Source organism: Caldicellulosiruptor kronotskyensis 2002, assembly GCF_000166775.1.
Lineage (GTDB): Bacteria > Bacillota > Thermoanaerobacteria > Caldicellulosiruptorales > Caldicellulosiruptoraceae > Caldicellulosiruptor > Caldicellulosiruptor kronotskyensis.
Map to the genome: position 1 here is coordinate 2,418,443 of NC_014720.1, position 26,558 is coordinate 2,445,000.

Here is a 26,558-nt window from a genome sequence, read left to right on the forward strand (position 1 = left end):
GTTATCTATATTATAGATTTTTTTAGTTTTATTTGCAATTGAGATTTAGAGAGGATAGCATCAAGAGGCCGGACATAGTTTTTTCTGAGGCCTATCTAATCAGATTAATAGCCTATATTCTTTTCTGCTCTATCATCTAAAAGCAGCTTTAAATTATTTATAAAAAATACACTAAATTTAAAACAAAATTTGGTTATAACAAATATTGCTTCTTTTCTTTTTTTTTGTTATTATAATTGCAATTTCATAATATCCATAGAAAGGAGTAGATAACGTCATTGATTTTTGATTATATATTAAGTTAGTTTATCTGTTTATTGTTTAAAATGAAGACTGATGAAATATATAGAAAATATTACTAATTCTAAATTTGGTTTGTTTGTTCAATACCAATATTAATCCTTCCGAATAGTTTTAGAGATGTTTTGGCAGCAGAGAATATTTGATTACTTTCTAAATTTTTACTATACAAGCTTATGTTGTAGGGAAAATTCAAATTTGCGAAAACAACTGATCCTAAGGTAGTGGTTGGTAATAATATTGATAAAATTTGTTGACGTAAGATTTTTAAATTTATCACAAAACTTCATTTCAAATTCTCACTTTTAAAACAGAAATTACACAATATAATGGGTTCAAATAAAAAATAAAGTTTATATTAAAAACTACTTTTATGCCATGTTTTAGTAAAATAAAAACTGACTCCTCAAGATTTGACCTATCTCAATTTAAGAATGAAATTGAAAAGTTTTACAAGGGGGTATAACTTAATGAAAAAAGTATTCTTACAATTTGGTTCTGGGTTAGGTCCCATGTCTCGATCCCTTCCAATAGCAGAAGGGTTACAAAGAGAAGGATATATCGTAAAGTATTTTGGATTTGAAAATGCAAAACCATATATGAATAAAATGGGAATTGAAGAGTTATCAGAAAATTTTAATATCAAGGATATTAAAAAAGGAGTGCAAACTCCTAATTGGTATTGTGCAGAACAATTTTGGGAAATAATAGGATATGGTAATATAGAATGGGTAGAAAAAAAAGTTGAAGAATTAATAGAATATTTAAGAGATTTTTCTCCTGATTTTATAATATCAGACCTTGGTATATTAAGTTGTATTGCTGCAAGAATAATGGATATACCTTTGATAGCCATAACTCAAAGTTGTTATCATCCTAACATTGCTTTTGGAAGAATAAGATGGTGGGAAGAAGAACAAAATTTAAAGTTTACATTAACTGAGAAATTAAATAATTATTTTAAGAAAAAAGGTGTTTCACAATTAAATTCTTTTGAAGAAATTTTTACTGGTAGTTTAACCATAATTCCCAGTTTTCCTGAATTTGATCCAATAAATAATCCTTCAGAATTTAACACATATTATGTTGGTCCCATATTATGGGATCCATTAGACATGGCTAAAGAAGAGTATATAAAATTCTTTAACAGAGATAAAAATAAGCCTACAATTTTTTGCTATACAGCAAGATTTTATGACAATGTAGGTGAAAGTGGAATTATTATTTTTAAAACATTACTTTCAGCATTAAAAGAATTTGATGCTAACATTATTTTTTCTACAGGGAGTGATTCGGACAGGATAATTGCAAAAGAGATTTTAAACTCTTACGGAATTGATGAAGAGAAATTTAGCATTATTGATTGGGTTCCAATGGGAATTGCTTATGGAAACTCTGATGTTGTTATCCATCATGGAGGCCATGGAAGTTGTTTAGGTCAATTTTTGTATGAGGTACCTTCATTAATTATACCTACTCATACTGAACGAGAGTATAATGCAAGAATTTGCACCAATATGGGAGTTTCTAAATTTATAAAAAGAGAAGACATTGAAAAAGCAGATATATTAGCTGAAATTGTTGAGATTCTAACTAACTCAAATTTTAAAGAAAAATTACACTTTTGGCATACCAAACTAAATGAATATAATTTTACAGGTGTAAATAAAGTTTTAGAATTGATTCAAAAATTATAAAAAGGTGAATGACAAATGATGATAGAGGTACTACAAGAAGGTTTAAATATTGATCTTTTTAATCATTTAGTGATAATAAAAAACATTCTATTGAAATATATCCCTTCAGGGGTTAAAATCAAATTATTAAAATCTTCAAAAGGAGTTTGAAAACTCATGTATATTGCTGATCCAAACAGATACAATAATATGCTCTACTTTCGCTGTGGAAAAAGTGGCTTAAAACTTCCTGCTATCTCACTTGGGTTTTGGCACAATTTTGGAGATGGTGACCCATTTGACAACATGAGAAAAATTGTTCAAAGAGCTTTTGATCTTGGAATAACATACTTTGACCTTGCAAACAACTACGGACCACCACCGGGTGCTGCTGAGGAAAATTTTGGCAGAATATTTAAGCTTGATTTAAAACCTTACAGAGATGAAATAATTGTTGCAACAAAAGCAGGATACAAGATGTGGGAAGGTCCTTACGGTGATTGGGGCTCAAAAAAGTATCTTCTTGCAAGCTTAGACCAAAGTCTAAAAAGAATGAACCTTGACTATGTTGATATTTTTTATTCGCACAGACCAGACCCTCAAACACCAATTGAAGAGACAATGGAGGCTTTGTATCAGGCAGTGCACAGCGGAAAAGCTTTGTATGCCGGTATATCTAATTACAATTCTGAACAAACTAAAATAGCGTATTCAGCTGCAAAACAAATGGAACTAAAGCTTATAGTAAATCAAGTTCGATACAATATGTTTGCAAGAGATGTTGAAAATGGTCTTTTTGATACATTAAATGAGCTTGGCATGGGAGCTGTGATATATTCTCCTCTTGCTCAAGGACTTCTGACAGATCGTTATTTAGATGGAATTCCTGAGGATTCAAGAGTAAGAAAATCGGGCGTATTTTTAAAAGAAAGTGATATAACTCCTGAGAGAATTGAAAAGGTTAAAAAGTTATCTGAGATTGCAAAAAGACGTGGTCAAACAGTTTCACAGCTTGCACTTTCGTGGATTTTGCGCAACAAAGTTGTAGCATCAGTAATTGTCGGTGCAAGCAAAGTGTCTCAGATTGAAGATAATGTGGGTTGTATTAATAATCTTGAATTTTCAGAAGAAGAATTGAAAGAAATTGAGGAGATTTTGAAATAATCGTTATTTTTCTTTTAAAAGGAAATGGGCTGCTTTTCTTCAATTGGAATAGGCAGCCCCTGATTTTTTAGTTTTTATTATGCACTTCTTAAATAATCAATTTTCTGTTACTATATTGATATAAAATTTCAAATTATTTCATCAAATACTCCACTAATTGTTTTGCCTTCTTTAAATAAGCTATAACTCTTTAAATCTTTTATTACAAATTCATATTCAATGTCAAAAGGTTTTACCTTTACTTTCCATATACCAAACACTTTACCTTTGATTGTATTTATAAAATTATACCTCATAACACTCCAAAAATATCTATAAAGATGTTCTTTGTTTGTAGGTTTTATATCAATGTTTATTGTAAACACAAGTTTTTCCTCGGGATTATACCATTCCATTGACACTTGGCTTTCCTTTTTAATATTTTTAGCTTGACACCACACAATTATAAATTCATCTAATTCACTAAACGCTTTTTTTACATTCACTGGTTGATAATTCTCGTCTAAGCCATTACAAGAACAAATTGCAACAATTTCAATCTTGCTTCCCTTCCTTCCTTGGTTTTCTGTTATTTATTCTCTTTGATACGAATTTGTAAACATAATAACCCAGCAACCCAAAAGCAGCTACTGACCAAAGCCATTCAATTTTTAAGGCTTTTAGTGCTACATTTATTAATCCTCCTAAAATAGGTATGACAATGAGTCCTGCCACAATAGTTATGAAAATAATAAATACTATGTATACCCGAAAAAGAATATCCTTTACTTTGAATCTTTTACTCATGACATTTTTTCCTTCCCTATTTATCTATATTTAATACGCTCCCCCACCAATAAGTTTGTGCAATCCATGCTCTACTCTAGTAATGGCATTATCAATTGCTTTACCCACTTTGGTATTATCAAACCATCTTTCTACACTCGCTATTTTATTAGTAACACTCGCAATAACACTTACTGTGCCTTTCCCGAAAATATATCCTTCACCCATACCTTTCAATACTCCACTTACTGTTTTACTTGCAACCTTTCTTTCAAGCATTGTAAAACCACTTGTGGCAGCTCTGTACGCTTTCACTCCTCCACCTATTCCACCTGCTGCAATTGATACTATGTTTGTCAACGTATTTTCTCGTAAATCATTGGCAATAGAACTTACAATGTGATAAGCTACTTTTTGAATACTATTCATATTAACCCCTCATCCTCCTTTTAAAGTGTAAATGTATAAAATTTTCTATAATAAGTTTAAAAAAAAAAAAACAAAATGTCAATACTAATTTACTGTTATAAAAATGGACTATCCAGAATGGATAGTCCATAAAAAAGTTATTTTAAAACATCTTATACATTTCCTTCTTTGTCCCGCAGATTGGACAAAACTCAGGAGCCTCATCTAAAACTGTATGTCCGCAAACAGGGCAGATATAAACATTTTTAATCTCTATATCCTTTCCTTCTTTTGCGCTATCTTGAGCCATTTTAAAAAGCTGAGCATGAATCTTTTCTGCCTCAATTGCAAAATGAAAGCTCCTTTCTGCATCTTTTTCGTTTTGATATCTTGCCGCATTTAAGTAAACATCATACATCTGGTTTACCTCAAAAAGCTCACCGTCAATTGCACCTTGAAGATTTTCCACTGTTGTGCCAACTCCAAACACTGCATCAGATGCAACCATATGCCCACCTTTAATGTCACCAAGTACTTTAAAATGATTGTTTGCATGGACCTGCTCAGCATATGAGATTGCTCTAAAAAGTCTTGCAATGTTCGGAAAACCTTCTTTTTCAGCAATGTCACCCCAAAGCAGATACCTCATGTGAGCCATGCTCTCCCCACCATATGCAGACCTTAAAAATCCTATTGTCATATCATTCTTTACGCTCATCTTTATTCCTCCTATTATTTCAAATTTTATTCAAATATTACAATAGAATCCTTGTTTTTAATACGAAGTACAATTGTTTCTATAATTCTAAACTCATGGTCAAGTTTGTCATTTCCCATATATGTTACAACCATATCTTGCCCTATCGTTAAATCGATGTTAGAAAACTCCGCACAAACTAAGACTGCTTTTCCTTCACCAAGTACTGGTGTTTTAAAAATGTTATTATCTACCAGTTTCGAAATTCTTTCAAGTTCCAGCACTCCAGCCATTTGGTTTATTCTTGAAAGCTGAACATAAATGTCTGGACTTAATATAAGAACAAGCTTACCTATATATCCTTTTCTTAGTAGCAATTCTATTCCTTTTACTATCTCAGAATATGCAGTCTCTCCCTCGTTCCAATTTCCTTTTTTAAGTCTATTTGTGCCAGTTGCAGTTAAAATTCCTTCCAGCCCAAGTTCTTTACAACCCCAGAATATAAATTCGTCTTCTTTTTTTGCACATTCCAAAGTAGCTCTTGCAACTTGAGAAAAATCATAAGGTCCTGTTCCAGAGAGAATATATTCTAAATCATTCCAGCTAAGTTTAAAGTCTTCGTAAATTTGTTTTAAAGGGTAATATCTTCTTACTGCTTTTTTGCTTTCTGCTTCTTCAACAACATCGGCAAAGATAGTTTGTGTTTGTGGACCTAAAGGACCAAAAAGATGCAAAAATCGTCGACCAACTAAAACTTTTTTTGCAGTATTAATTACAATCTCATCTATTACTTTCCAATGTTCACTTTTCAACGGTGATTGTTCTCGCCCCATGAAATACATCTTAATCTTTCTCCTTTCCTTCATCAACTAAACTTCCAATTGTAAATCCACCCTGCTTTGCTTCAGTTTCAATTCCAAGTTCTCTGAGCATATTTTTCACTTCTTCTTCACCTTCTAAAAAGTGTTCAGCTTCCTCAGGGTCAAGTATTCTCAGGAGTGTCATTAGCTCTCCCACATGTGCTTTTTCTTCATCTCTGATATCTGCAATTACTCTTTTTGCTATTTGGTCATCTGTTGCCTGCACATGAGCGTCATAGATAAAAATAGCTTCAAGCTCTGATGCAATGTCAAGGCGAATTGCCTGAATTAACTCTTGTTTTGTCATTTTCCTGTTCACATTTCCCTGAAAAGGGTTTGCAAAACTTGGCATCTCGTATTTACCTCCATAAAATTGATTTTTACTTCTTTTATTTTTTACCCATCAAATTTATAATTAAACAAAAAAATATACCGAAAATATTTCGGTAACATTCCCAAAACATATTTAAAAAGTAACTTCCAGCCATTGACTGTAAAATTATAATACTGTTATAGCTTTGTATTGATTTGCAAATATTGAAAAAAGAAAATTAAATTTAAATACAAAATGAAAAAGTTAAAGTATTTAAAATTTTATTTCAAATCAATTACTGCTATAACTTTGTAATCTCCCTCTAATTTTTTGAACAAAACAAAACTTCCAACAGGTAGACTATTAATAATTTTTGCTTCACAAAGTAAGAATTCATCATTATCAAGTACATATATTGCAGGCGTTTCATAATTTTTACCTGCCTTATTGAGTATTTTATAAATTCTGTTAACAATCTCTTTTGTTGATGGTATATTATTGTATTGGATATATTCTCTCTTATTTGTGAAATAAATGCCTTTTAACTTTTTGATATTATTAATCTTACCTCCTAATTGAACTGTAGAATGAAAAAGTTCCGAAAGTTTTACTGGCAGTTCTCCATCTACTGGAAAAATAAGACCTGAAGATATTTCATTCGGTTTATAGAAGTTTCTAATGTTTTTCCCTCGCAAGCCATATCCACCAGTTATATAGTTTCTTATTACTAAAATCCCATATGGATTTGCAATGTTTACAAACTCTTCAATATTTCCTGTTTTGATTGCATGCACAAATTTATTGACAGTTTGCTTTATTTCAGACGTAGTATTGCCTTTGGTAAACGAACAAGAAATCAAAGTAATACACATTAAAATTAGTACAATTATTCTACAAAAAGCCTTTTTCATTTTTTCTTCTCCTTTTTATCAATTAGTTTCCATGTCGTCATAATATTGGTTAATTTTTACTATATTCAGGATCGGTAGCATAACCAGCTTTTTTGTAACCCTTCTGCCCATTTAGTAGGATCATTGTTTTAAATAAATAATTCTTGATATCGTTTAATTTCTTAAAAATTCACTATGATCTTTTATTGATTCTTCAAAGTTGTTATATGCTCTAAATCTATCTTCAATTTTTATTTTTTTGCCATTGACATACTCTGTTGTAGTAACAGTAACACTTCCTGCTGGGCCCTCCCCTTTTATCCCAAATAAGTCGTAACTATATTGTCCTGTCTTTTTATCAACGGGAACAGACTTTCCATAATTCGATTCAAGTATAGCTTAAGCTGTAATAATTGCAACTGGAATCCCTGTTTTCTTTTCTTCTTCTTTTGAAGCTGCAAATGCAGTAGCCACAAAATCTTCTTTACTCATATTGGAAGTTATTTTCTTCACTTCAGTTGGAGTTTTAGAACCTGACGGCTTTGATGTTGAAGAAGCTCCTCCGTTTATCTTAGGCGTATAACATCCATCTGTCCTCATCGGCGATACACTTGCTGATATTCCACCTTAATAACCTCTATCACCCCATACAAAACTGTCTGAATACCCCGGTGTTATACTCGCACTGCTACTCTCTTTCCTGCTTGCCTCACTATTACCTTTTAAAGTTATTGAACCCCCACTTGCCACCTTCGGTGTATAATACCCATTCCAACTTATATCACTCCTATATAACGTCACACAACCACTTGGCAAACTTCCACTCCCATTACCTAATATACTCCCTCTACAATAAAGTATATCTTACCCCCTGTACTCTTTAAAATTTCATTCGTAACCACTAACTTCTTACCTCCAATTTCTATTTCCTTGCCACGCATCTTAATATCTCACCATTACCCTTCCATGTCATATTTCATCATTTCGTCCATTAATTTATTCATTAGTATTTTAATTGAGTTGTCATCTTTTTTATAAAATTTTGTACTAAAACATTTCTTTTTGTTAACTTATACACTGGAATTTATGTGTAAACCTTATCTCACGCATCTTTATACTGTCAATACTTTTTTTTACTAATTTCTTGACATAAAACTTAATTTTTCAATATAAAATTCTTCTTTCTCCAAATATCTTGAAATTTCTTCAATTTTCTCTCTCTTTCATAATTAAACATAAGCAAACCTAGGTGGTTACTAAGTAAACCTCTCTCAATATACTTTTGATTTTCTCAAAATATCTCGCGATTTCTTTAAATTTCGCTATCGAAACAAATAATTTTGTTCTTGATACTGTTATTATTGATTTATTCTACCATATCCAGTTCTCATAATATGATTATCAAATCAATCAAAACACATATCTCAATTGGTACATTAAATTATTAGTATCAATCTTTTGTTTATTTTTTCTCAATTCTCTTTCAATTTCAACTCAATAGCATCCTTTTCAGCACCATATCCGCTCCGATAATATATTAGTCCCTTATCTTTTTCCCACGTAAATGATTCATAATATCCTGTTTCTATTTGATTATTGAAAGAGTGATATTCACGCTTATCTCCATTTACCACTATGTAATGATGAAATCCAAGCCTGTCTCTGCTTAACGGGTCTTTTAGTTCTTTCTCTTGGCACACAATTACACTATCACTTGGCAATTCATCTTTTGTTTTTAACTTACTTAGATTTTCTTTAGTTGGAACTATCTTATATATTTTATCTTTCTGCACGTAAAAATAACCTAAACTCAAACGCTCAAGTGGAATACCCTCAATAGGTTCAAGTTTCAATTCGTATAACTCACCGTACTTCAAACTAGCCTTTTTAACAATATTCAATTTTACATTTTTTTCAATAAGATCATCGAACAAAAACTTCCCTTTATACTCTATCCTTTGAATACTTTCATTGAAGAAAAACGGATTTTTTATTTTTTCTGTATTGTAAGTAACCTTGCACCCAGAAAAAAACACAATTCCAATTGTTAATATTATTATTAGAAATTTTTTTATAAAAATCTACCTTCCTCTCAATATACCTTTGATTTTCCCAAAATATATCATGATTTCCTTAAATTTTTCTATCTAAACAAACTATTTTTTTGATATTATTATTGCATTATTCTACCACACCAAACTTAAAATTGACCTCCCTCTCTCTCAAACATTAACAACCATCCTTGGTATAGGCGACCTTCTTGCAACTGTTATCTGCAATAAAATTTGTAATATCAAGCACTTCAAAAACAAAGCTGCTTTGGCTAAATATTCTGGCCTCGTTTGGACTCAATATCAATATGACAATTTCAATGCCCAAGATGCAGCATTAGCTAAGTGTGGTAACCAATATTCTCAGAATACTATCTTGTTGAGGCTGCTAACTGTGTGATGTAGCACACAGTACGTTACAAAGCTTTCTACAACAAGAAGTTCTCAGAGGTGGACCTGTCATCAGCATAAACGTGCCCTCGTCCTCACCGCAAGACGATTAATTCCTCTGATCTTTGCCATGCTCTAGCCTTGGTCAAATATATCAAGAAAGAGGTGATGTTTACAATACTTAGTTAGTCCCAATTTTTTAATTTAATAATCTTTCCCAAACAAGCTGCCAGTTAAATTTTTCCATGCTGAGCGGCTCGATATTCTATTGCCTTTTTTGCCCTAATTATCTAAAAAAATTTTTTAAAAAACCCCCTTGACATTATACCGTTTGTCTCTTGGATATTTTTGTTTATATTCTGATTCTTACCAAGAAGGAGGTCCTTATACTTTACACAAAATTATTTATAGTCTCCAAAAAATTATTTATTATCACCATATATATTATTATCATACAACAAACTATCTCTTAGTATAAATTCGTTAATAGTATGAATTAACAAATAGACATTACCCTTCCTTACTATTCCTGTAAACCAGATGTTATATGTGGGGTCTCCTAACATAGCTCCATATTGATTCGAAAACATAATCAAAGGCTCAGCATTTATTATCGCTTTTTTCAAATTGGCATCAAATATCTTATCAAAATTGTTGATAAACTCTTTTTCATTTCTTATCTTTCTCTTTTTACCGTCTATTTTGACCTCAATTGGATATGCTATCAGTTTTGCAAGTGCTTTCTTGTCGTTTTTTATCAAATATTCTTGAATGTTAGTAGCAAATTTCAGTACTTCATCATCCGGAAAACCAACAAAGCTGAATTTTTCACCATAAGGCATAGGTGATACGCCAGCAAATATACCCCTTCCCAGTTTAAAAGGCATTTTAATTTTGCCATCACTCCAAGTACCCTCAATTGTATCTACTGGTCTTATTAGCCGACCATCACTCTTTTTAATCACTTTATCTTTTATAATGCCATTGAATGTTCCAACTACTTTACCTTTTGAATCAAGCTCATTTAACTTTATTTTATCACCTTTTATTACTCCTTCTACCTTTATATACTTTCTTACACCTTTGTAATTATATAAACCTTTAACCTTCGGATTGTCAATATATATACTCATCACTATATCCTTTTTCCCTTTTTTACCAATGTAATCATAATAACCTTTTTCAATTTCAGCATCCTCAATTTTAGCGCTACTTAATACAATTAGAGCAGGCGAAATTAAAAACATGATTAAAAATGCTGCAATAACATTTTTAAAAAACTTCATAAAATTACACCTCTCTAATTTAGCTTATCTCTGCTTAAAACATAAAAATAAAATTTACTCAAAAAGAAGTTTCTATTCATTTCTTTTATAGCCCAAAAACTGATAATACTTTAGAGACTTATTTCCTTTTTTATTTTTCTCCAAGCATCAACGCCTATAACCTTATAATCTCCCTTCACAAACATCTCCCATTCATCATATCTGCGCCTTTGCAAACCTTCCCAAACTTCTCCCTGAACTTTTGTCCAAGAAAGAAAATCGTCTCTAAGCTTTCTTTCTAAATTAGAGTCAATACCGCTTTTAACAGCTTTAATTATATCATTTCGAGTTTCAGAACTTTTATTTTTTGTCCATGCCGAACCAACATTAAAAGTAAAGCTAACCAAAGCATCAAATTGATTTTGTGAAAGTTGAATTTTATTTTCTTCCATAAACTCATTGATTGCGTCGGCTGCAGCTTTGATATCATTTTTTAAAAACTCTTTTGCTTTTTCTTCAATTATTGCTTTCTTAGGTTTGTGAGTTTTAAGGTCAACATATTCTTCTAATTCTTTGCCTCTTAATACATGTCCGTATCCGATAGTCCAAACACCATCTTTGTCACTATAAGCAAATTTTGAATATTCTCCCTTGTATTCATATATTTTAATAAATTCAACTATGGCATCGCTTGGTTCTAATCTTTTTATTGCTGCATTCATATTGGAAGTTATTTTCTTCACTTCAGTTGGAGTTTTAGAACCTGACGGCTTTGGTGTTGAAGAAGCTCCTCCGCTTATCTTAGGCGTATAACATCCACCTGTCCTCACCGGCGATACACTTGCTGATATTCCACCTGAATAACCTCTATCACCCCATACAAAACTGTCTGAATACCCCGGTGTTATACTCGCACTGCTACTCTCTTTCCTGCTTGCCTCACTATTACCTTTTAAAGTTATTGAACCTCCACTTGCCACCTTCGGTGTATAATACCCATTCCAACTTATATCACTCCTGTATAACGTCACACAACCACTTGGCAAACTCCCACTCCCATTACCTAATATACTCCCTAATCCCCCACTATTCCTTGTTGCATTACTCCCACTAATACTCAAACTCATACTACCACTTCCTGCTATGCTCGTCCATCCACCTATCTTGTACCCAAAATAGGTATTCGGTGGAGTATACACTACCTTACCATAAAATTCATTCCCACTGCCTCCACCCTTACTGTACACAACTGCTATATCTTCATCAGTACCACTCTTCGCATTCTCTTGCCTCAAACTCCCACTCCCATTTACTGCTGTGCTCACACCAATCCCTACTAATAACCCCTTTTGCCTCTCATATTCTACTCCATTATATAACACACTATTCAGTACCATCAACTTTCCTCCTCTCATTCTCATTTGCTAATTTGATATTTCATTAAACAATTTCCTGTATTCTTTTGCCATCCTCTCTGCATTAAACATCCTTACCCTTTCGGCAAGTTTATCTACCTCTTTCTTCACTACATCTACAGAATCTCTTTGAAATCTTTTAACACATTCGGCCAGCTCCCCTCTCTCATATGGATCAAAAACATATCTGTACTCCTCTCCTACTATCTCATATATCCCTCCCCTACAACTACTAATCACTGGTGTACCTAATCTCCCTGCCTCTAAAACTACATACCCAAACGGTTCATATAACGATGGCACTATTAATGCATCTATTGCCTTTAAAAAATTCTCCTTCCTCTTCCCACTCACCCAACCTATAAATTCTACCTTATCCCATAATTTCGCTCCATCTATAAAACTTATTATCTCCCCCATATATGCTATGTCCTGATTATCACATGCTATCATCAACTTGCCTTCCACATCCCTAAACTCCTTCAAACACTCTAATAACCCCTTCCTGTAATCTAATCTCCCTAAAAAACCAAAAATCTTCCTCTCGCCCATTATATCTCTTTTAATTTCACCTGCCGTCATATCTATCCCATTGTATATAACCCTTGTCTTGCTATCATATCGGCGATACAATCTAATCAACTTTTCTCTTTCACAATTGGACACACACACTAATATATCTGCCTCCTCGCAAAGCCTTTCAAAACTCCTTTGTACCTCAATATGCCCCCCAAATGGATTGTCTAAAAAATATGGCTCAGGAGTTGGAACAGAATGTATTACATATACTATCTTTTTATCCCTAAATATCCCACTATCCATTATGTAATCTAACCCGTAAAAGTGAATTACTCCTATATCAAACTCAAATCTACTTAGCTTCCCTATCTCCCTATAATCAATAGCTAATATATCTCTATCTCCAGAATATCTTCTTATATCTATTTCATCCAATATGTCTCCATCATAAATATGTACAAACCCCTCATCTGCCTCGTGAAACTTATATAACTGTTCTATAAATGTAGCAATCCCACCTATAATATAACCACCTATCTCATTGGTAAAATGTAATACCTTATACTTGCCATTAAAACCTATTTTTAGCATTGCCCCTCTATCTCTCCTACTACAATATTATATCTCCTCAATAAATACTCCTCTTCCTTTGTCTTAATCTCAACTGCTCTCACAGGAATTTTAGATATGCCAGGCTCTTCAAACTTGGTTTCAAAATCTACAATAAAGTATATCTTACCCTCTGGACTCCTCAAAATCTCATTCGTAACCACTAACTTCTTGCCACCAATTTCTATTTCCTTGCCACACATCTTAATATCTCACCATTACCCTTCCATGTCATATTTCATCATTTCGTCCATCAATTTATTCATTAGTATTTTAATTGAGTTACCATCTTTTTTATAAAATTTTGTACTAAAACTTTTCTTTTTGTTAACCTATACACTGGAATTTATGTGTAAATCTTATCTCACGCATCTTTATACTGTCAACCTTTTTTTTAACTAATTTCTTGACATAAAACTTAATTTTTCAATATAAAATTTTTCTTTCTCCAAATATCTTGAAATTTCTTCAATTTTCTCTCGCTTTCATAATTAAACATAAGCAAACCTCGGTGGCTACCAAGTAAACCTTGTATTATTTCCCATGTCAAATATAGTAGCTCACAAGCAAGAATATTTTTTCTGTGCTTTATTTGAACATAATTTTACCGAAAATATTTCGGTAACATTCCCAAAACATATTTAAAAAGTAACTTCCAGCCATTGACTGTAAAATTATATTAAGGTATGATTACATAAAAAAGATTTTGCTGCGAAAGGAGAATACAGCTTGAGAAGGCTTCCCAAAAAGCAAGCTATATTTTTGCCAGATGAGTGGAACATAATAGAAGATGGATTTCATCCTGAAAAGAATTTTATGCTTGAGACCATTTTTACAGTTGCAAATGGATATTTAGGCCTGAGAGGAAACTTGGATGAAGATTTCCCTGACAAAAGCCAGAGCTTTAAAGCAACCTATATCAACGGTTTTTATGAAGAGTATGATATTACCTATCCAGAGGGTGGATATGGATTTGCAAAGCGTGGCGAGGCAATGGTAAATGTTGCTGATGTGAAGACATTTGAAATAATGATTGAGGGTGAAAAATTCAATTTATTCAGTGGAAAAATTTATAAACATATTAGAAAACTTGACATGAAGAGCGGAACGGTAGTACGAGAAATACTCTGGGAATCTGAACGTGGCAGAAAAATTTATATATCTTTTGAACGACTTGCATGTTTTAAAAGGCAGCATTTAGGAGCAATTAATATTAGAATAAAACTTCTCAATTTTTCTGGCAGAATAAAAATTGTAAGTAAAATAGATGGAAACTCTTCAAATCTGCTTGAGACAGAAGATGTGAGGGTTGGTTCTGGAATAGAAAAATTTCCTTTTGAGACAATTAAAGCTTACTGTAATAAACTTAATGGTTTTTTGATGCAGAAAACTAAAAAGAGTATACTCTCGTATGGCTGCATGGTAGATCATGTTTTGAGCATCAAAGAATTTTTCTGCAAATCTTTTGCCGACAAAGAGAAAAATCTTGTTATATTTGAAATTGAATTTGATGCTAAACAAGATATGGAATATAGCTTGACAAAATATTTTTCATATTTTACACAAAGAGATGTTGAAGAAGATTTGATTGAAGAGCACTGCGCTGCTGAAATACTTGAAGCAAAAAAGATAGGTTTTAATAACCTTTTGAAAGAACAAAGAGAATTTTTAGAAACCTTTTGGGAAAATGCTGATGTTGTGGTAAAAGGGGATCCTAAGATTCAGCAAGCTATAAGATTTAGTCTATTTTCGCTGCTTCAATCAACAGGTAGAAACGGTATTTCAAATATTGCCGCAAAAGGTCTCACAGGCGAAGGTTACGGTGGACATTATTTCTGGGACTCTGAAATTTATATAATGCCGTTTTTCATATATACTCAGCCAGAAATTGCAAAAATGCTACTTTTGTACAGATACAACATTTTAGATGCAGCAAGAAAGCGAGCAAGAGAGCTTCACCACAGAGGAGCACTATATCCCTGGCGAACAATTGCAGGAAAAGAGTGTTCAGCATATTTTCCCGCAGGGACTGCCCAATACCACATAAACGCTGATATTGTGTATGCCATAAAAAAGTATTTTGAGGCAACAGATGATTTAGAATTTATAAAAAACTATGGTGCAGAAATTGTATTTGAAGTTGCAAGATTCTATGCAGAACTTGGCCATTTCAGTGAAGCAAAGGACGGAAAGTTCTGCATATTCTGTGTCACCGGCCCTGATGAGTATACTGCACTTGTTGACAACAACGCTTATACAAACTACATGGTAAAGATGACCCTTGAGTTTGCTACAAATCTTTATACTCTCTTGAAAGAAAAAGACAGCGATGCTTTTGAAAAGCTTTGCAGAAAAATTGAGCTCTCACAGAATGAAGTCTTGCTGTGGAAAAACATTGCTGATAACATGTATTTGCCGTACAATCCAGAGCTGAAAATTATTCCTCAGGACGATTCATTCATCTATAAAAAGAGGCTTGATTTGTCAAAAATCCCAGAGAATCAGTTTCCTCTTCTTTTGAACTGGCATTATTTAGACATTTATAGATATCAAGTTTGCAAACAGCCAGATGTTCTTTTGCTCATTTACCTTTTGAGAGAAAATTTTTCATTTGAGGATTTAAAAAATAACTATGAATATTATGAACCAATCACAACACATGACTCATCACTCTCACCTGCAATTTTTAGCATCCTTGCAGCAGAGCTTGGGTACTTAGACAAAGCATACGAATACTTTGTATATACAGCAAGAATGGACCTTGACGATTTAAATGACAACACAAAAGATGGAATTCACGCTGCTTGTATGGGCGGTGCTTGGCAAGCTTTGGTATTCGGTTTTGGTGGAATGAGAACAAACAAAGGTGTACTTTCCTTTGCTCCAAAGCTTCCTGAAAGACTTGAATATTTATCGTTCAAAGTAAGATACAAAGGAAAAGTTTTGAAAGTGGAAATAACAAAAAGCATAGCTTCCTATACACTTTTGGATGGTGAAAGTATTCAGCTTTCACACCATGGTAGCAGTTTTGAATTGAAAAGAGGACAGACTAAAGAATTTATCCTTGTCAATTAAAATTTTAAAGGCTGTGAGAAGATTTGTGTTTTCTCCTCACAGCCGTTTTTGTTGAGCTTACAAAAAGATATTTAGCGCAGCCTTGCTGTTGATTCTCTTTTTACAAGCTCTGGCTCTAAAATAATGTGGTTTATTGGCTGCTTTGAAATCAGGTTCAAAAGCAAATAAAAGGCTGATTTGCCCATCTCACTCTTGTTCTGTCTTATTGTTGTAAGAGTGGGGGTGATGTAACGTGCCAAGGATATATCGTCAAATCCCACAACCGAAACTTTTTTAGGCACATCCACACCAAGTTCCTTTAATCTTTTTATAAGACCGATTGCCATCATGTCTGATGCAGCAAAAACTGCTGTGACACCCTTCTGGACAAAATAGTCTGCTGCCTTAAACCCGCTTGCCTCTGTAAAATCACCTTCGTAAATAAGTTCACTGTCAACCTGAAGTCCGTTTTTGCTCAGTGCCAATATATAACCGTTTAATCTTTCTTGGCTGACATATGCTTTTTTGTGACCATTCAAAAACCCTATTCTTTTGTGTCCAAGGTTAATCAAGTGTTCTGTTGCAAGCTGTGCACCTTTTAGATTGTTTGTTGTCACATAACCTACATTTGAGTTTTTTATTGGAATGTCAAGCAAAACAACAGGATAGGTACTTTTTTGTATTTCATTCAGATACTCATCGTCCATTTTTAGTCCCATAATGAATGCACCTTCAAGCCCTTTTTCCTGCATAACTGCATCAAAAGAGATTCTTTTTTGCTCCTCTGAAGATGTTGAGAGCAAAACAACCTCATAACCATTGTCCATTGCAGCTTTCCTAAAACTTATAAGTATTTCATAATAGAAAACACCGTATATGCCTTCTCTCTCCATGTCTTCAATGAACAGTCCAACTCTTTTTGTCTTGTTTGTGACAAGGCTTTTTGCAAAGATGTTTGGTGTGTAGTTTAGTTTTTTGGCCATCTCTATTACTTTGTCTCTTGTCTCCGGGTTTATATCTGAGTAATTATTGAGCGCCCTTGAAACAGTGCTTGGCGACAGTCCCAAAGCTTTTGCAATATCCTTTATTGTCACATTCTTGTTCTTTCTCATTCTTTCTTTTCACCTTCTGTTTTTGAAATATTTCACTAAAACCTTGAAATTAATTATACACTTTCTTTGTCTTCTGTTTCAACATTTTTATTACTCTTTAAGCCCTGTTGTGACTATCCCCCTGACGAAATATTTCTGAAATGCTACGAAAACTATTATGGTTGGTAAAGAAAGAAGAATTGCTCCTGCTAAAACTTGGTTCCAAAATTGATAATACTGGCCGTAAAACGAGTTGAGGCCTACCGGCAGGGTATACAGCTCTTCAGACGAAGCTATGATGCTTGGCCACATGAAACTGTTCCAGTTGCCTACAAATATGAATATAGCCTGAGTTGCCAAAGCCGGCAGCGATAGTGGTAAAAATATCTTGAAGAATATACCAAACCGCGACAGTCCGTCAATCAATGCAGCTTCTTCTAAATCCTTAGGAATTGTCAAAAAGTACTGGCGCATGAAAAATATATAGAATGCACTCACAAGCCACGGAATAATTAATCCCTTGTACGAATCAATCCAGCCAAGTTTGTTTAGAATAAGGTAAATAGGAATCAAGAGTACCTGCCCAGGTATCATCATTGTACCTATGATAATGTAAAAAACAACCTTCTTAAATGGGAAACTTAGCCTTGCAAGAGCATATGCTGCCATGGAATTGAAAAGCAGATTGCCAGCTGTCACAGCTACTGCAACCACAAAGCTGTTAAAAAGCCATCTCATAAACGGAAACTCTGTCGTGATGTATTTATAGCTACTAAAGCTCAGCTTTCCAAAGTCAACTGAGAATTTTGTCACATCTTCTACAGGTTTTAAAGAAGTTATAACAGCAATAAGGTATGGTACCAAGGTTATCAGCGCCCATAAAATGCAGATTGTATATAGCACTATTTTGACTCCAATCCCATAGGTATTTTCCTTCATCCACACCTTTTTCTCATCTCCTTTTTTGATAATCCAGAAAAATCATTACTTAATATGACATTTCCTCGCCAAAAAATTTTCGCTGAATTAATGTCAATACAAAGATAATCCCAAACACAACAAACGCCATAGCCGAGGCAACTCCCATGTTGAACTCTTTAAAAGCTGTTCTGTATATCATCACAACCATTGTCATTGCTTTTCCCATGGGACCACCATCAGAACCGCCTATAATGTATGACAAATCAAACATCTGGAGAGTACTAATAAAAGATACAACTGTGTTGAAAAATATCATCGGTTTTAAAAGAGGTATTGTGATTTTAATAAGCTTAATAAATTCTCCTGCACCTTCAACTTCTGCAGCTTCATAAAGCTGGTCTGGAATTGTTGAAAGTCCAGACAAAAATGTAACCATATAAAACCCTACAGATCCCCAAACAGCAACACTCACAATTGCGGGCATCACAAAAGAAGGTTCATTGAACCAATTTCGAGGAGTAATCCCAATATGACTTAAAATCTGATTCACAAGCCCATCTGTTTTGTACAAAAACAGAAATATAATCGATACTGCTACAGGTGATGTAACCGTGGGAAGATAATATGTTGTTCTGAAAAACTCCTTGAATTTTACCTTGTCATTTACTATCACAGCTAAAATGAGAGCAATAATAAGCTGAGTAGGAACAACTAAAACCGAATAATAAAGTGTGTTAAGGATAGAATCTAAAAACATCTTGTTTGTCAGCGCTTCTTTATAGTTAGCAAGGCCTACAAATTTAGGTGGAGCATCTCCTAAGAATGAAAAGTTCTGAAAACTTATCATAAAAGCTTTTACAAGCGGGTAAGCAAAAAATACACAAAAAGACAGTATATAAGGAAGCAGCATGACAAAAGCTGTCAAGTATTCTTGCGTTTTTGTTCTATTTCTCATTTTTTATTCACATCCCCCTATAACTTACAGTTATATTCTTATAAATCAAGGCAGGCTTTTTTACCTGCCTTGATTATTTTCCAGGTAGTATCTTCTATTTTACTTCATGATTTGCTTTACTCTTTCCTCAATGTTCTTCTTAAGGTCATACTTTTTGCCAATTACATAGTCTTCAAATGCTTTGTTGAAGACATCCACAACTTTTGTGCCATCCAGACCATAGAAGTAGACCTGTGCATATTTTGCACCATCAACAAGCGCTTTTCTCTCTGGATAAGTCTTAGCAAAGTTTACACCTGCACTCTTTAATGAAGGAAGTGCCAAACCTGCTTCAACCACGTACTTTTGACCACCTTCTCCAGTTAAGAATCTTATAAGTTTGAACGCTTCAGGTTTGTGCTTAGAATTCTTGCTCATTACATATGCAACGGTGAATGCCATTGTTGACTTGCCAGCTGGTCCTGCGGGAAGTTCTGCAATTCCATATTGATCTTTTGGTATCTTTCTGTCGTTTAAGAATGGAATCATCCAGCCGCCTTCAATTGTCATAGCAGCTTTCTTGTCAGCAAATGCATCTCCAACCCAGCCAGCGCCTAAATCCTTCGGAGTCTTGCATATTCCTTCTTTGAAAAGGTCAAGTGCAAATTTTAAGCCTTCCAAGGCTTTCGGGTCAGTAAAGACTGGCTTACTACCGTCAAATACTTTACCACCATTTTGATATGCAAAAGGTTGAATTCTTGCAAGCTCAAGATTCATTGTAAGACCTACAACCTTGTCTGTTGTAAGTTTTTTAGCATACTCTTTCAACTCCTGCCATGTCTTTGGTGCCTGTGTAAGACCTGCCTGTTTGAACATCTCTTTGTTGTAGAACAAAACTAATGTATTGTAGTCTTTTGGAAGTCCATACACTTTTCCTTTGTATATGAATGGCTGGAGAAGTGATGACTCATAACCAATTGTTTTGACATTGTACTTTTTCATCCAGCTGTCAAGCGGCTCTAAGACATTCTTTGCAATGTACTGCCAAGCTGGCATTGAATCCATGTAAAAGATATCTGGTTCTGTTTTAGATGCCATGAGAAGCTGCATCTTTTGGTTATAGTCACCGACAATTTCAGTAATTTTTACATCAACATTTGGATACAGCTTTTTGAACGCTGCAATTTGGTTTTGAACAATCTTCTTCTCAGCAGGGGAAGATGCCCACGCACCAAGCTTTAAAGTTATCTTGGAAGTGGCAAAAACATCTTTTTGCGCAGCACCTATTCCTGCAACCAAGGAAAGTAGGAAAATTAACGTTAATAAAATTGTTAGAAATTTTTTCATAAAACAAACCTCCTTTTTGAATTAAATATTTCGGAAATGTTTTCGATGATTTTATTATACAACAAGTTAGTAATTTTGTCTACAGGTTTTTTAATTAATTTTTAGATTTTGTTTATTAAGTATAAGTAATGCTGTCTTATATATTTCAAGCTTTCAAACTTTTTTCGAAATGTTTTCGTAAAATCAAAGGAGCTGTCTAAAAACAAAATTTTAAAGATTTCATGCCACAATATATAGGCAAAATCAAATAATTAAACTATATATTGTGAGAAAAGGGCTATCCAATTATCTTTTTGGACAGCCCCTTATAAGCAAAAAAAGCTATAAAACAACTTCTTTGCTTCTTATCTTGATTTTTACTTTGCTCCTGTCAACTCTTTTTTTGACCTCAACATTTTCCTTGGTTATGACAAAATCCAGCAAGTTTCCTTTCCACCAAATGCTAAATTTCAAAGCTTCCCACTTTTCAAAAAGCCACGGATTGACAGAGAGAACATCATCCTTTTCTACTTTTAAACCTCCAAAACCAAATATCAAAGCTTGCCATGTGCCGCCCAAAGACGCAGCGTGTATCCCCAAAGCTGTGTTGCCTTGATTGTCTTCAATGTCTGTCAAAGCGGTACGCATAAAATTTATATATGCTCTTTTTGTCTCACCCACTCTTACTCCCATCAAAGCATAAATGCTCGGACTTAAAGACGATTTGTGCATTGTCCTTTTTTCATAGTAATCATAGTTTATTTTCATGACCTCTTCATCAAACTGGTCGCCAAGCAAATACAAAAGCATCACAACGTCTGCTTGTTTAATGAGCTGATAGCTATTTAGCTTGTCAAGCTCAACACCTTCTGGCCAGACTGGCATATTGTTGCTGTCGTATTCTTTAATAACAAAATCTTTAAGATTAAAATATCCTTCAAACTGTTCAATTAGCTTTGTTTCAGGATGGTATGGAATATAAATCTTTGATGCAACTTTTAGCCAGTTCAAAGGTTCATCTTCTGATAAGTTTATTTTTTTTACTAACCTTTCAAAATGGCTTGGGTAATTTTCCTCTAAGCATTTCAATACTTCATAAGCCTTTTCTAAGTTCCACTTTGCAAGATAATTGGTATAGGCATTGTTGTTACAATGTTCATGGAACTCATCCGGACCTATCACATCATTTATTTCATATCTATCCTTTTCTTCATTATATTTACAAATAGAAGCCCAAAACCTTGCTGTTTCAATCACAATTTCCGCACCATAGTTTAAAAGAAACTCTATATCATCTGTTGCACGCACATATTCTAAAACTGCAAAGGCTATATCTGCTGAGATATGATATTCTATATCCCCTGTCCATATTCGAACAGGTTTGCCAAGATAATCGTACCCCCACTTTGGCGTCTCCTCTTGACCGGTGTCTGCAGACTCCCAGGGGAACTGCGCACCTTTGTATCCATTTTTCCTTGCATTCTCTCTTGCACCGTCCAAAAGATTGTACCTGTACATCAGCATTGACCTTGCAGCTTTCGGATTTGTGTAAATGTAAAACGGGAGCATAAAAATCTCTGTGTCCCAAAAAACATGTCCTTTGTAGCCTTCTCCGTGAAGGCCTTTTGCACCAAGGCTTACATGTTCATCTTCTGGATTTGCCATACTAAGTAGATGGAAAACATTAAATTTAAGACTTCTATCTGCAACCTCATCACCAATTACCTCAACCTTGGCAACATCCCAGAGCTTATCATACTCTTCTATATGCTCAGAAAGCAGCCTCTCAACACCTAATTCTTTTGCTCTTTCAAGCTTGATTGTAGAACTTCTAAAAATATCATCAACATTTTCTCTTGAGGACACCAATACACTCAGCTTTACAATCTCATAACTTTTTCCTTCTTTTGCTTCAACCTCAAGGTTTTCAGTAATAACGCTTCCTAAATCTTTTACAAATCTATTAAAATAACATTTCTGGCTATCTAATAAAACCTCTGTAGAACTTGCTATTCCCACTTTGTATCTTTTATCCTTTGTTGTAATGCCAAGGAATATACAGCTTTTGCAATCCTTTTTATCTTCTACTTCATAATGTTTTACTCTATCGTTTGGAATATCCTTGGAGTTCATGGTATTGGCATCGATAAAACTTTCTACATTTAAAACCGCTGAGTAGTTTTCGCAAACCACATTGTACTTTTGAACAATAAGATTTTTATTTTTCATGCTGACAAATCGAAATCCCTCTATTGATGTAATTCTACCTTTTTCATCTTTTAGTCTCAATTTTCTAAAAAGCAGTCCCTGTTTTAAGTCTAAAACTCTCTTAAATTCAACAACTTCACATTTCAAAGGATTTAGAAATTCTCTATTTATATAAATCCTAAGACCTATTGGATTTGGCAAATTCACAAGTTCTGTAACCTGAGCTGTGTCTTTGTCAAATACACCTGCTATGAAAGTTCCTGGTATCTCATCACAAAAAACCTCTTCATTGATTCCCCTTATTCCTACATACCCATTTGTAAGAGCAAAGCAGGTTTCATGTTTATGTGAAACTCCAAAACTTTCCTGTTCAATCAGCCAGTTTTTTTCTGAAAGTTTCATTATTGAAAACCTCCTAAACCTTTTTGAAAAGTTTTTCATGAAGATTTTCAAGAAGTTCCAAGTTAACATTGGTCAATTTATCAACCACGTAATGAGCTTCTTTGAGCCTATCAAATTGACCATCTCTACAGACACCAATTGTAAGCATCCCCGCACGAATACCTGCCTTTACCCCATCTATAGCATCTTCAAACACGACGCACTCTTTGGGATTTACGTTTAGTCTTTGTGCAGCAGTTAGAAATATTTCAGGGTCAGGTTTTCCTTTTTTGAAATCATACCCTGTCACAATTGTATCAAACATATTGTGAATTCCTATTTTGGTCAAAATTTTAGTAGTATTTTTGCTTGAAGAAGCAACAGCAAGTCTTATATTATTTTGCTTCAAATGATTCAAAAGCCATATGCTATCTTCAAAAGCTTCTAAATTTTCTTGTTCAACAAATTCCAAAAAAATCTTTTGTTTTTCCTCTGCCATTTCTATTAACTTGTCTTCTGGCATATCATATGCAATGCTTCTTATCCCATCCAGCCTTGGTTTTCCGTCAACCTTCCATTTGTAATCTTCATATTCAAATTTATAACCGTGGTTTTCAAACATCTTTTTCCATGCTTTGAAATGTAATTTTACAGTATCTGTTAAAACACCATCCATGTCAAAAATAGCAGCCTTGATTTTTCCCATGAAAAGTAAACCCCTTTGCTGTGATTGTTGTATAAGATTATTATAAAAGTTTTTCGAATTGTTTTCAATATCGTTTTCGATTATTTTCGACATTTTATAAAGACATGCTCGAAGTATAAGGAAAGAATTTTAATAGTTTTAGAAAAGAATTAGTTTTATAATAATAGTAAAGACAAGAAAGTTAAGAAAGTTAAAAATTTAGATGGAATAACTTTATTATAAATAATTCAGAGCAATAAAATAAAAATCAGAAGGGAGAAGAAAAGAGAGTGAGATAGAAACTCGTTCCAGTTTTTTATTGTTTTTAATTAGTTCAAAAGAAGTGATAACTAAACATTTGACATTTGCATTTTTTCATCTTACTTGTTAAATATTTAACATTCGAACACAAAAATAAAAAATCCGGCAGCCACCTACTTTCCCGTGCCGTCTCCAGCACAGTATCATCGGCGTTGCGAGGCTTAACTTCCGTGTTCGGAATGGGAACGGGTGTTTCCCTCGCTCTTTCGCCACCGGATTTGTCAGCTTATTCATTTTCTTCAGCAGCTTTCTAAGCAGCCTCGCAAGTGAATAGGGAGAAAGCTCCTCTTTCGGTCAAGCTCCTCGGGCCATTAGTACCGCCTTGCTCAACGCCTCACAGCGCTTACACATGCGGCCTATCTACCTGGTAGTCTTCCAGGACCCTTACCACCTTTGAGGTGTGGGGTATCTCATCTTGGGGTGGGCTTCACGCTTAGATGCTTTCAGCGTTTATCCCTTCCGGACTTGGCTTCCCAGCCGTGCCCCTGGCGGGACAACTGGTAAACCAGCGGTCCGTCCAACCCGGTCCTCTCGTACTAGGGTCAGCTCCCCTCAAATACCCTGCGCCCGCGGCGGATAAGGACCGAACTGTCTCACGACGTTCTGAACCCAGCTCACGTACCGCTTTAATGGGCGAACAGCCCAACCCTTGGGACCTACTTCAGCCCCAGGATGCGATGAGCCGACATCGAGGTGCCAAACCTCCCCGTCGATGTGGACTCTCGGGGGAGATCAGCCTGTTATCCCCGGGGTAACTTTTATCCGTTGAGCGACGGCTCTCCCACTTGAATACCGCCGGATCACTAAGCCCGACTTTCGTCCCTGCTCGAGATGTCTCTCTCACAGTCAAGCCACCTTACCGCCTTTGCACTCCTACCGCACGATTTCCATCCGTGCTGAGGTGACCTTTGGGCGCCTCCGTTACCTTTTAGGAGGCGACCGCCCCAGTCAAACTGCCCACCTGACAGTGTCCCATCACTCGGTTCAGAGTGTCTGGTTAGTGCCCCAGTGCACCCAGAGTGGTATCCCACCGTCGGCTCCATGGATGCTGGCGCACCCACTTCTCCGCCTCCCACCTATCCTGTACAGGGCACACCAAAACACAGTGCCAGGCTGCAGTAAAGCTCCACGGGGTCTTTCTGTCCAACCGCGGGTAACCAGCGTCTTCACTGGTACCACAATTTCGCCGGGCACACCGCCAAGACAGCGCCCAAGTCGTTACGCCATTCGTGCGGGTCGGAACTTACCCGACAAGGAATTTCGCTACCTTAGGACCGTTATAGTTACGGCCGCCGTTCACTGGGGCTTCGGTTCGGAGCTTCGCCCTCTTCAGGCTAACCCCTCCCCTTAACCTTCCAGCACCGGGCAGGCGTCAGCCCCTATACCTCGCCTTTCGGCTTGGCAGAGACCTGTGTTTTTGATAAACAGTCGCTTGGGCCTATTCCCTGCGACCCTGAGCTCTTCACCCAGGGCACCCCTTCTCCCGAAGTTACGGGGTCAGTTTGCCGAGTTCCTTAGCGGTGCTTCACCCGTCCGTCTGTGGATCCTCTCCTCGCCCACCTGTGTCGGTTTCCAGTACGGGCACCTGCCTTCGCCTACGCGACGCTTTTCTTGGCAGTGTGAAGCTCGGCACTTCGCCTACTATTACTTCGGCTCCCCATCACGGCTCACGGTTGCCGAGTGAGCGGATTTGCCTACCCACTCCCGCTCGCCGCTTGGCCGGGGTCTACCAACTCCCCGGTTGCCTGCTCCTCCTGCGTCCCGCCTCGTAGGTTAACCTCCGGCAGGTGGCTCAGGATTATCAACCTGATACCCATCAGCTACGCCTTTCGGCCTCGCCTTAGGCCCCGGCTAACTCTGGGCGGATTCGCCTTCCCCAGAAAACCTTGGGCTTCCGACGGGCAGGCTTCCCACCTGCCTCGCGCTACTTATTCCGGCATTCTCACTTCTGCCTCGTCCACCCTGGCTTTCGCCTTGGGCTTCGCCCTAACGCAGAACGCTCCCCTACCGCTATAGCCACACCTTCCCGTGGCTATAACCCGATGCTTCGGTGTGTGGCTTTAGCCCCGAGTATTTTCGGCGCCCAGCCGCTCGACCAGTGAGCTGTTACGCACTCTTTAAAGGAATGGCTGCTTCTAAGCCAACCTCCTGGTTGTCTTCGCGGCTGAACATCCTTTGCACACTTAGCCACACCTTCGGGACCTTAGCAGTCGGTCTGGGCTGTTCCCCTCTCGACCACGGACCTTATCGCTCGTGGTCTGACTCCCAAGCTTAAAACCGCCAGCATTCGGAGTTTGATAGGGTTCGGTAACGTT

24 protein-coding genes, 2 rRNA genes and 1 pseudogene (1 of these 27 cut by a window edge) are annotated in these 26,558 nt (G+C 35.7%); 4 read left to right on the top strand and 23 right to left on the bottom strand.

What is annotated here, in order from left to right; genetic code table 11:
• The first annotated feature begins 770 nt into the window (after positions 1 to 770).
• A complete protein-coding gene (locus CALKRO_RS11190) occupies positions 771 to 1,997 on the top strand; it encodes a glycosyltransferase (protein ID WP_013431122.1) in 1,227 nt (408 codons plus the stop codon).
• A 156-nt stretch (positions 1,998 to 2,153) separates the two neighbouring features.
• Complete coding sequence (locus CALKRO_RS11195; RefSeq protein ID WP_013431124.1) at positions 2,154 to 3,140, top strand: aldo/keto reductase; 987 nt, start codon at positions 2,154 to 2,156, stop codon at positions 3,138 to 3,140.
• 128 nt (positions 3,141 to 3,268) lie between these two features.
• On the opposite strand, the gene CALKRO_RS11200 is transcribed toward CALKRO_RS11195, so the two are convergent.
• The 11 genes from CALKRO_RS11200 to CALKRO_RS11245 all read right to left on the bottom strand — a co-directional run bounded on the left by CALKRO_RS11200 (position 3,269) and on the right by CALKRO_RS11245 (position 9,007).
• Positions 3,269 to 3,625 carry a hypothetical protein gene (locus CALKRO_RS11200; protein WP_013431125.1) on the bottom strand — a complete coding sequence of 119 codons (357 nt, stop codon included), beginning with the start codon at positions 3,623 to 3,625 and terminating at the stop codon, positions 3,269 to 3,271.
• Between the two features lie 49 nt (positions 3,626 to 3,674).
• The gene (locus CALKRO_RS11205) at positions 3,675 to 3,926 is read right to left on the bottom strand and encodes a hypothetical protein (protein ID WP_013431126.1); all 252 of its coding nucleotides are present in this window, start codon (positions 3,924 to 3,926) and stop codon (positions 3,675 to 3,677) included.
• A gap of 30 nt (positions 3,927 to 3,956) precedes the next feature.
• Complete coding sequence (locus CALKRO_RS11210; protein WP_013431127.1) at positions 3,957 to 4,334, bottom strand: hypothetical protein; 378 nt, start codon at positions 4,332 to 4,334, stop codon at positions 3,957 to 3,959.
• Positions 4,335 to 4,476: 142 nt separating this feature from the next.
• On the bottom strand, positions 4,477 to 5,031 hold the full coding sequence (locus tag CALKRO_RS11215; RefSeq protein ID WP_013431128.1) for a rubrerythrin family protein: 555 nt from the start codon (positions 5,029 to 5,031) through the stop codon (positions 4,477 to 4,479).
• 26 nt (positions 5,032 to 5,057) lie between these two features.
• Positions 5,058 to 5,876 carry a family 1 encapsulin nanocompartment shell protein gene (locus CALKRO_RS11220; RefSeq protein WP_237699079.1) on the bottom strand — a complete coding sequence of 273 codons (819 nt, stop codon included), beginning with the start codon at positions 5,874 to 5,876 and terminating at the stop codon, positions 5,058 to 5,060.
• Positions 5,854 to 6,222, bottom strand: a complete 369-nt coding sequence (locus CALKRO_RS11225; RefSeq protein WP_013431130.1) for a ferritin family protein — start codon at positions 6,220 to 6,222, stop codon at positions 5,854 to 5,856. The genes CALKRO_RS11220 and CALKRO_RS11225 overlap by 23 nt, the downstream gene beginning before the upstream one ends.
• A 242-nt stretch (positions 6,223 to 6,464) precedes the next feature.
• On the bottom strand, positions 6,465 to 7,094 hold the full coding sequence (locus CALKRO_RS11230; protein ID WP_013431131.1) for a hypothetical protein: 630 nt from the start codon (positions 7,092 to 7,094) through the stop codon (positions 6,465 to 6,467).
• A 153-nt stretch (positions 7,095 to 7,247) separates the two neighbouring features.
• A complete protein-coding gene (locus tag CALKRO_RS14165; protein ID WP_083789262.1) occupies positions 7,248 to 7,469 on the bottom strand; it encodes a glucosaminidase domain-containing protein in 222 nt (73 codons plus the stop codon).
• Positions 7,470 to 7,472: 3 nt separating this feature from the next.
• Positions 7,473 to 7,673: a hypothetical protein gene (locus CALKRO_RS13920; protein WP_041741751.1), complete on the bottom strand. Its 201-nt coding sequence runs from the start codon at positions 7,671 to 7,673 to the stop codon at positions 7,473 to 7,475.
• 27 nt (positions 7,674 to 7,700) lie between these two features.
• A complete protein-coding gene (locus CALKRO_RS13925) occupies positions 7,701 to 7,889 on the bottom strand; it encodes a hypothetical protein (RefSeq protein WP_013431132.1) in 189 nt (62 codons plus the stop codon).
• 656 nt (positions 7,890 to 8,545) lie between these two features.
• Positions 8,546 to 9,007: a hypothetical protein gene (locus tag CALKRO_RS11245; protein ID WP_237699080.1), complete on the bottom strand. Its 462-nt coding sequence runs from the start codon at positions 9,005 to 9,007 to the stop codon at positions 8,546 to 8,548.
• Positions 9,008 to 9,293: 286 nt separating this feature from the next.
• Between CALKRO_RS11245 and CALKRO_RS14230 the strand changes: the two are divergent.
• Positions 9,294 to 9,699 (top strand): annotated as a pseudogene (locus tag CALKRO_RS14230) (transposase); the annotation flags it as partial.
• A 237-nt stretch (positions 9,700 to 9,936) separates the two neighbouring features.
• On the opposite strand, the gene CALKRO_RS11250 reads toward CALKRO_RS14230, so the two are convergent.
• The 4 genes from CALKRO_RS11250 to CALKRO_RS11265 form a co-directional block, all read right to left on the bottom strand.
• Positions 9,937 to 10,800: a hypothetical protein gene (locus CALKRO_RS11250; RefSeq protein ID WP_013431135.1), complete on the bottom strand. Its 864-nt coding sequence runs from the start codon at positions 10,798 to 10,800 to the stop codon at positions 9,937 to 9,939.
• 110 nt (positions 10,801 to 10,910) lie between these two features.
• The gene (locus CALKRO_RS13130; protein WP_013431136.1) at positions 10,911 to 12,176 is read right to left on the bottom strand and encodes a lysozyme; all 1,266 of its coding nucleotides are present in this window, start codon (positions 12,174 to 12,176) and stop codon (positions 10,911 to 10,913) included.
• A gap of 27 nt (positions 12,177 to 12,203) precedes the next feature.
• Complete coding sequence (locus CALKRO_RS11260; RefSeq protein ID WP_013431137.1) at positions 12,204 to 13,304, bottom strand: glycosyltransferase family 4 protein; 1,101 nt, start codon at positions 13,302 to 13,304, stop codon at positions 12,204 to 12,206.
• Positions 13,298 to 13,525: a hypothetical protein gene (locus tag CALKRO_RS11265; RefSeq protein ID WP_013431138.1), complete on the bottom strand. Its 228-nt coding sequence runs from the start codon at positions 13,523 to 13,525 to the stop codon at positions 13,298 to 13,300. Before CALKRO_RS11265 ends, CALKRO_RS11260 begins: the two co-directional genes overlap by 7 nt.
• Before the next feature lie 526 nt (positions 13,526 to 14,051).
• On the opposite strand from CALKRO_RS11265, the gene CALKRO_RS11270 reads away from it, so the two are divergent.
• Positions 14,052 to 16,397 (top strand): glycoside hydrolase family 65 protein, encoded by a 2,346-nt coding sequence (locus CALKRO_RS11270; RefSeq protein WP_013431139.1) that lies wholly within the window; start codon positions 14,052 to 14,054, stop codon positions 16,395 to 16,397.
• Between the two features lie 71 nt (positions 16,398 to 16,468).
• Here the strand turns inward: CALKRO_RS11270 and CALKRO_RS11275 are convergent, their stop codons facing one another.
• The 8 genes from CALKRO_RS11275 to CALKRO_RS11310 all read right to left on the bottom strand — a co-directional run.
• Entirely contained in the window at positions 16,469 to 17,488 is a 1,020-nt protein-coding gene (locus CALKRO_RS11275) for a LacI family DNA-binding transcriptional regulator (protein ID WP_013431140.1), read from the bottom strand.
• A 90-nt stretch (positions 17,489 to 17,578) separates the two neighbouring features.
• On the bottom strand, positions 17,579 to 18,412 hold the full coding sequence (locus CALKRO_RS11280) for a carbohydrate ABC transporter permease (RefSeq protein WP_013431141.1): 834 nt from the start codon (positions 18,410 to 18,412) through the stop codon (positions 17,579 to 17,581).
• Positions 18,413 to 18,455: 43 nt separating this feature from the next.
• A complete protein-coding gene (locus CALKRO_RS11285; RefSeq protein WP_013431142.1) occupies positions 18,456 to 19,343 on the bottom strand; it encodes a carbohydrate ABC transporter permease in 888 nt (295 codons plus the stop codon).
• Positions 19,344 to 19,442: 99 nt separating this feature from the next.
• Positions 19,443 to 20,669 carry an ABC transporter substrate-binding protein gene (locus tag CALKRO_RS11290; RefSeq protein WP_013431143.1) on the bottom strand — a complete coding sequence of 409 codons (1,227 nt, stop codon included), beginning with the start codon at positions 20,667 to 20,669 and terminating at the stop codon, positions 19,443 to 19,445.
• Positions 20,670 to 20,990: 321 nt separating this feature from the next.
• Positions 20,991 to 23,258 carry a glycoside hydrolase family 65 protein gene (locus tag CALKRO_RS11295; RefSeq protein WP_013431144.1) on the bottom strand — a complete coding sequence of 756 codons (2,268 nt, stop codon included), beginning with the start codon at positions 23,256 to 23,258 and terminating at the stop codon, positions 20,991 to 20,993.
• Positions 23,259 to 23,271: 13 nt separating this feature from the next.
• Positions 23,272 to 23,943 carry an HAD family hydrolase gene (locus CALKRO_RS11300; protein ID WP_041741753.1) on the bottom strand — a complete coding sequence of 224 codons (672 nt, stop codon included), beginning with the start codon at positions 23,941 to 23,943 and terminating at the stop codon, positions 23,272 to 23,274.
• A gap of 400 nt (positions 23,944 to 24,343) precedes the next feature.
• Positions 24,344 to 24,460: ribosomal RNA gene (gene rrf / locus CALKRO_RS11305) — 5S ribosomal RNA — on the bottom strand.
• 73 nt (positions 24,461 to 24,533) lie between these two features.
• Positions 24,534 to 26,558, bottom strand: a 23S ribosomal RNA gene (locus tag CALKRO_RS11310) (it continues 947 nt past the right edge of the window).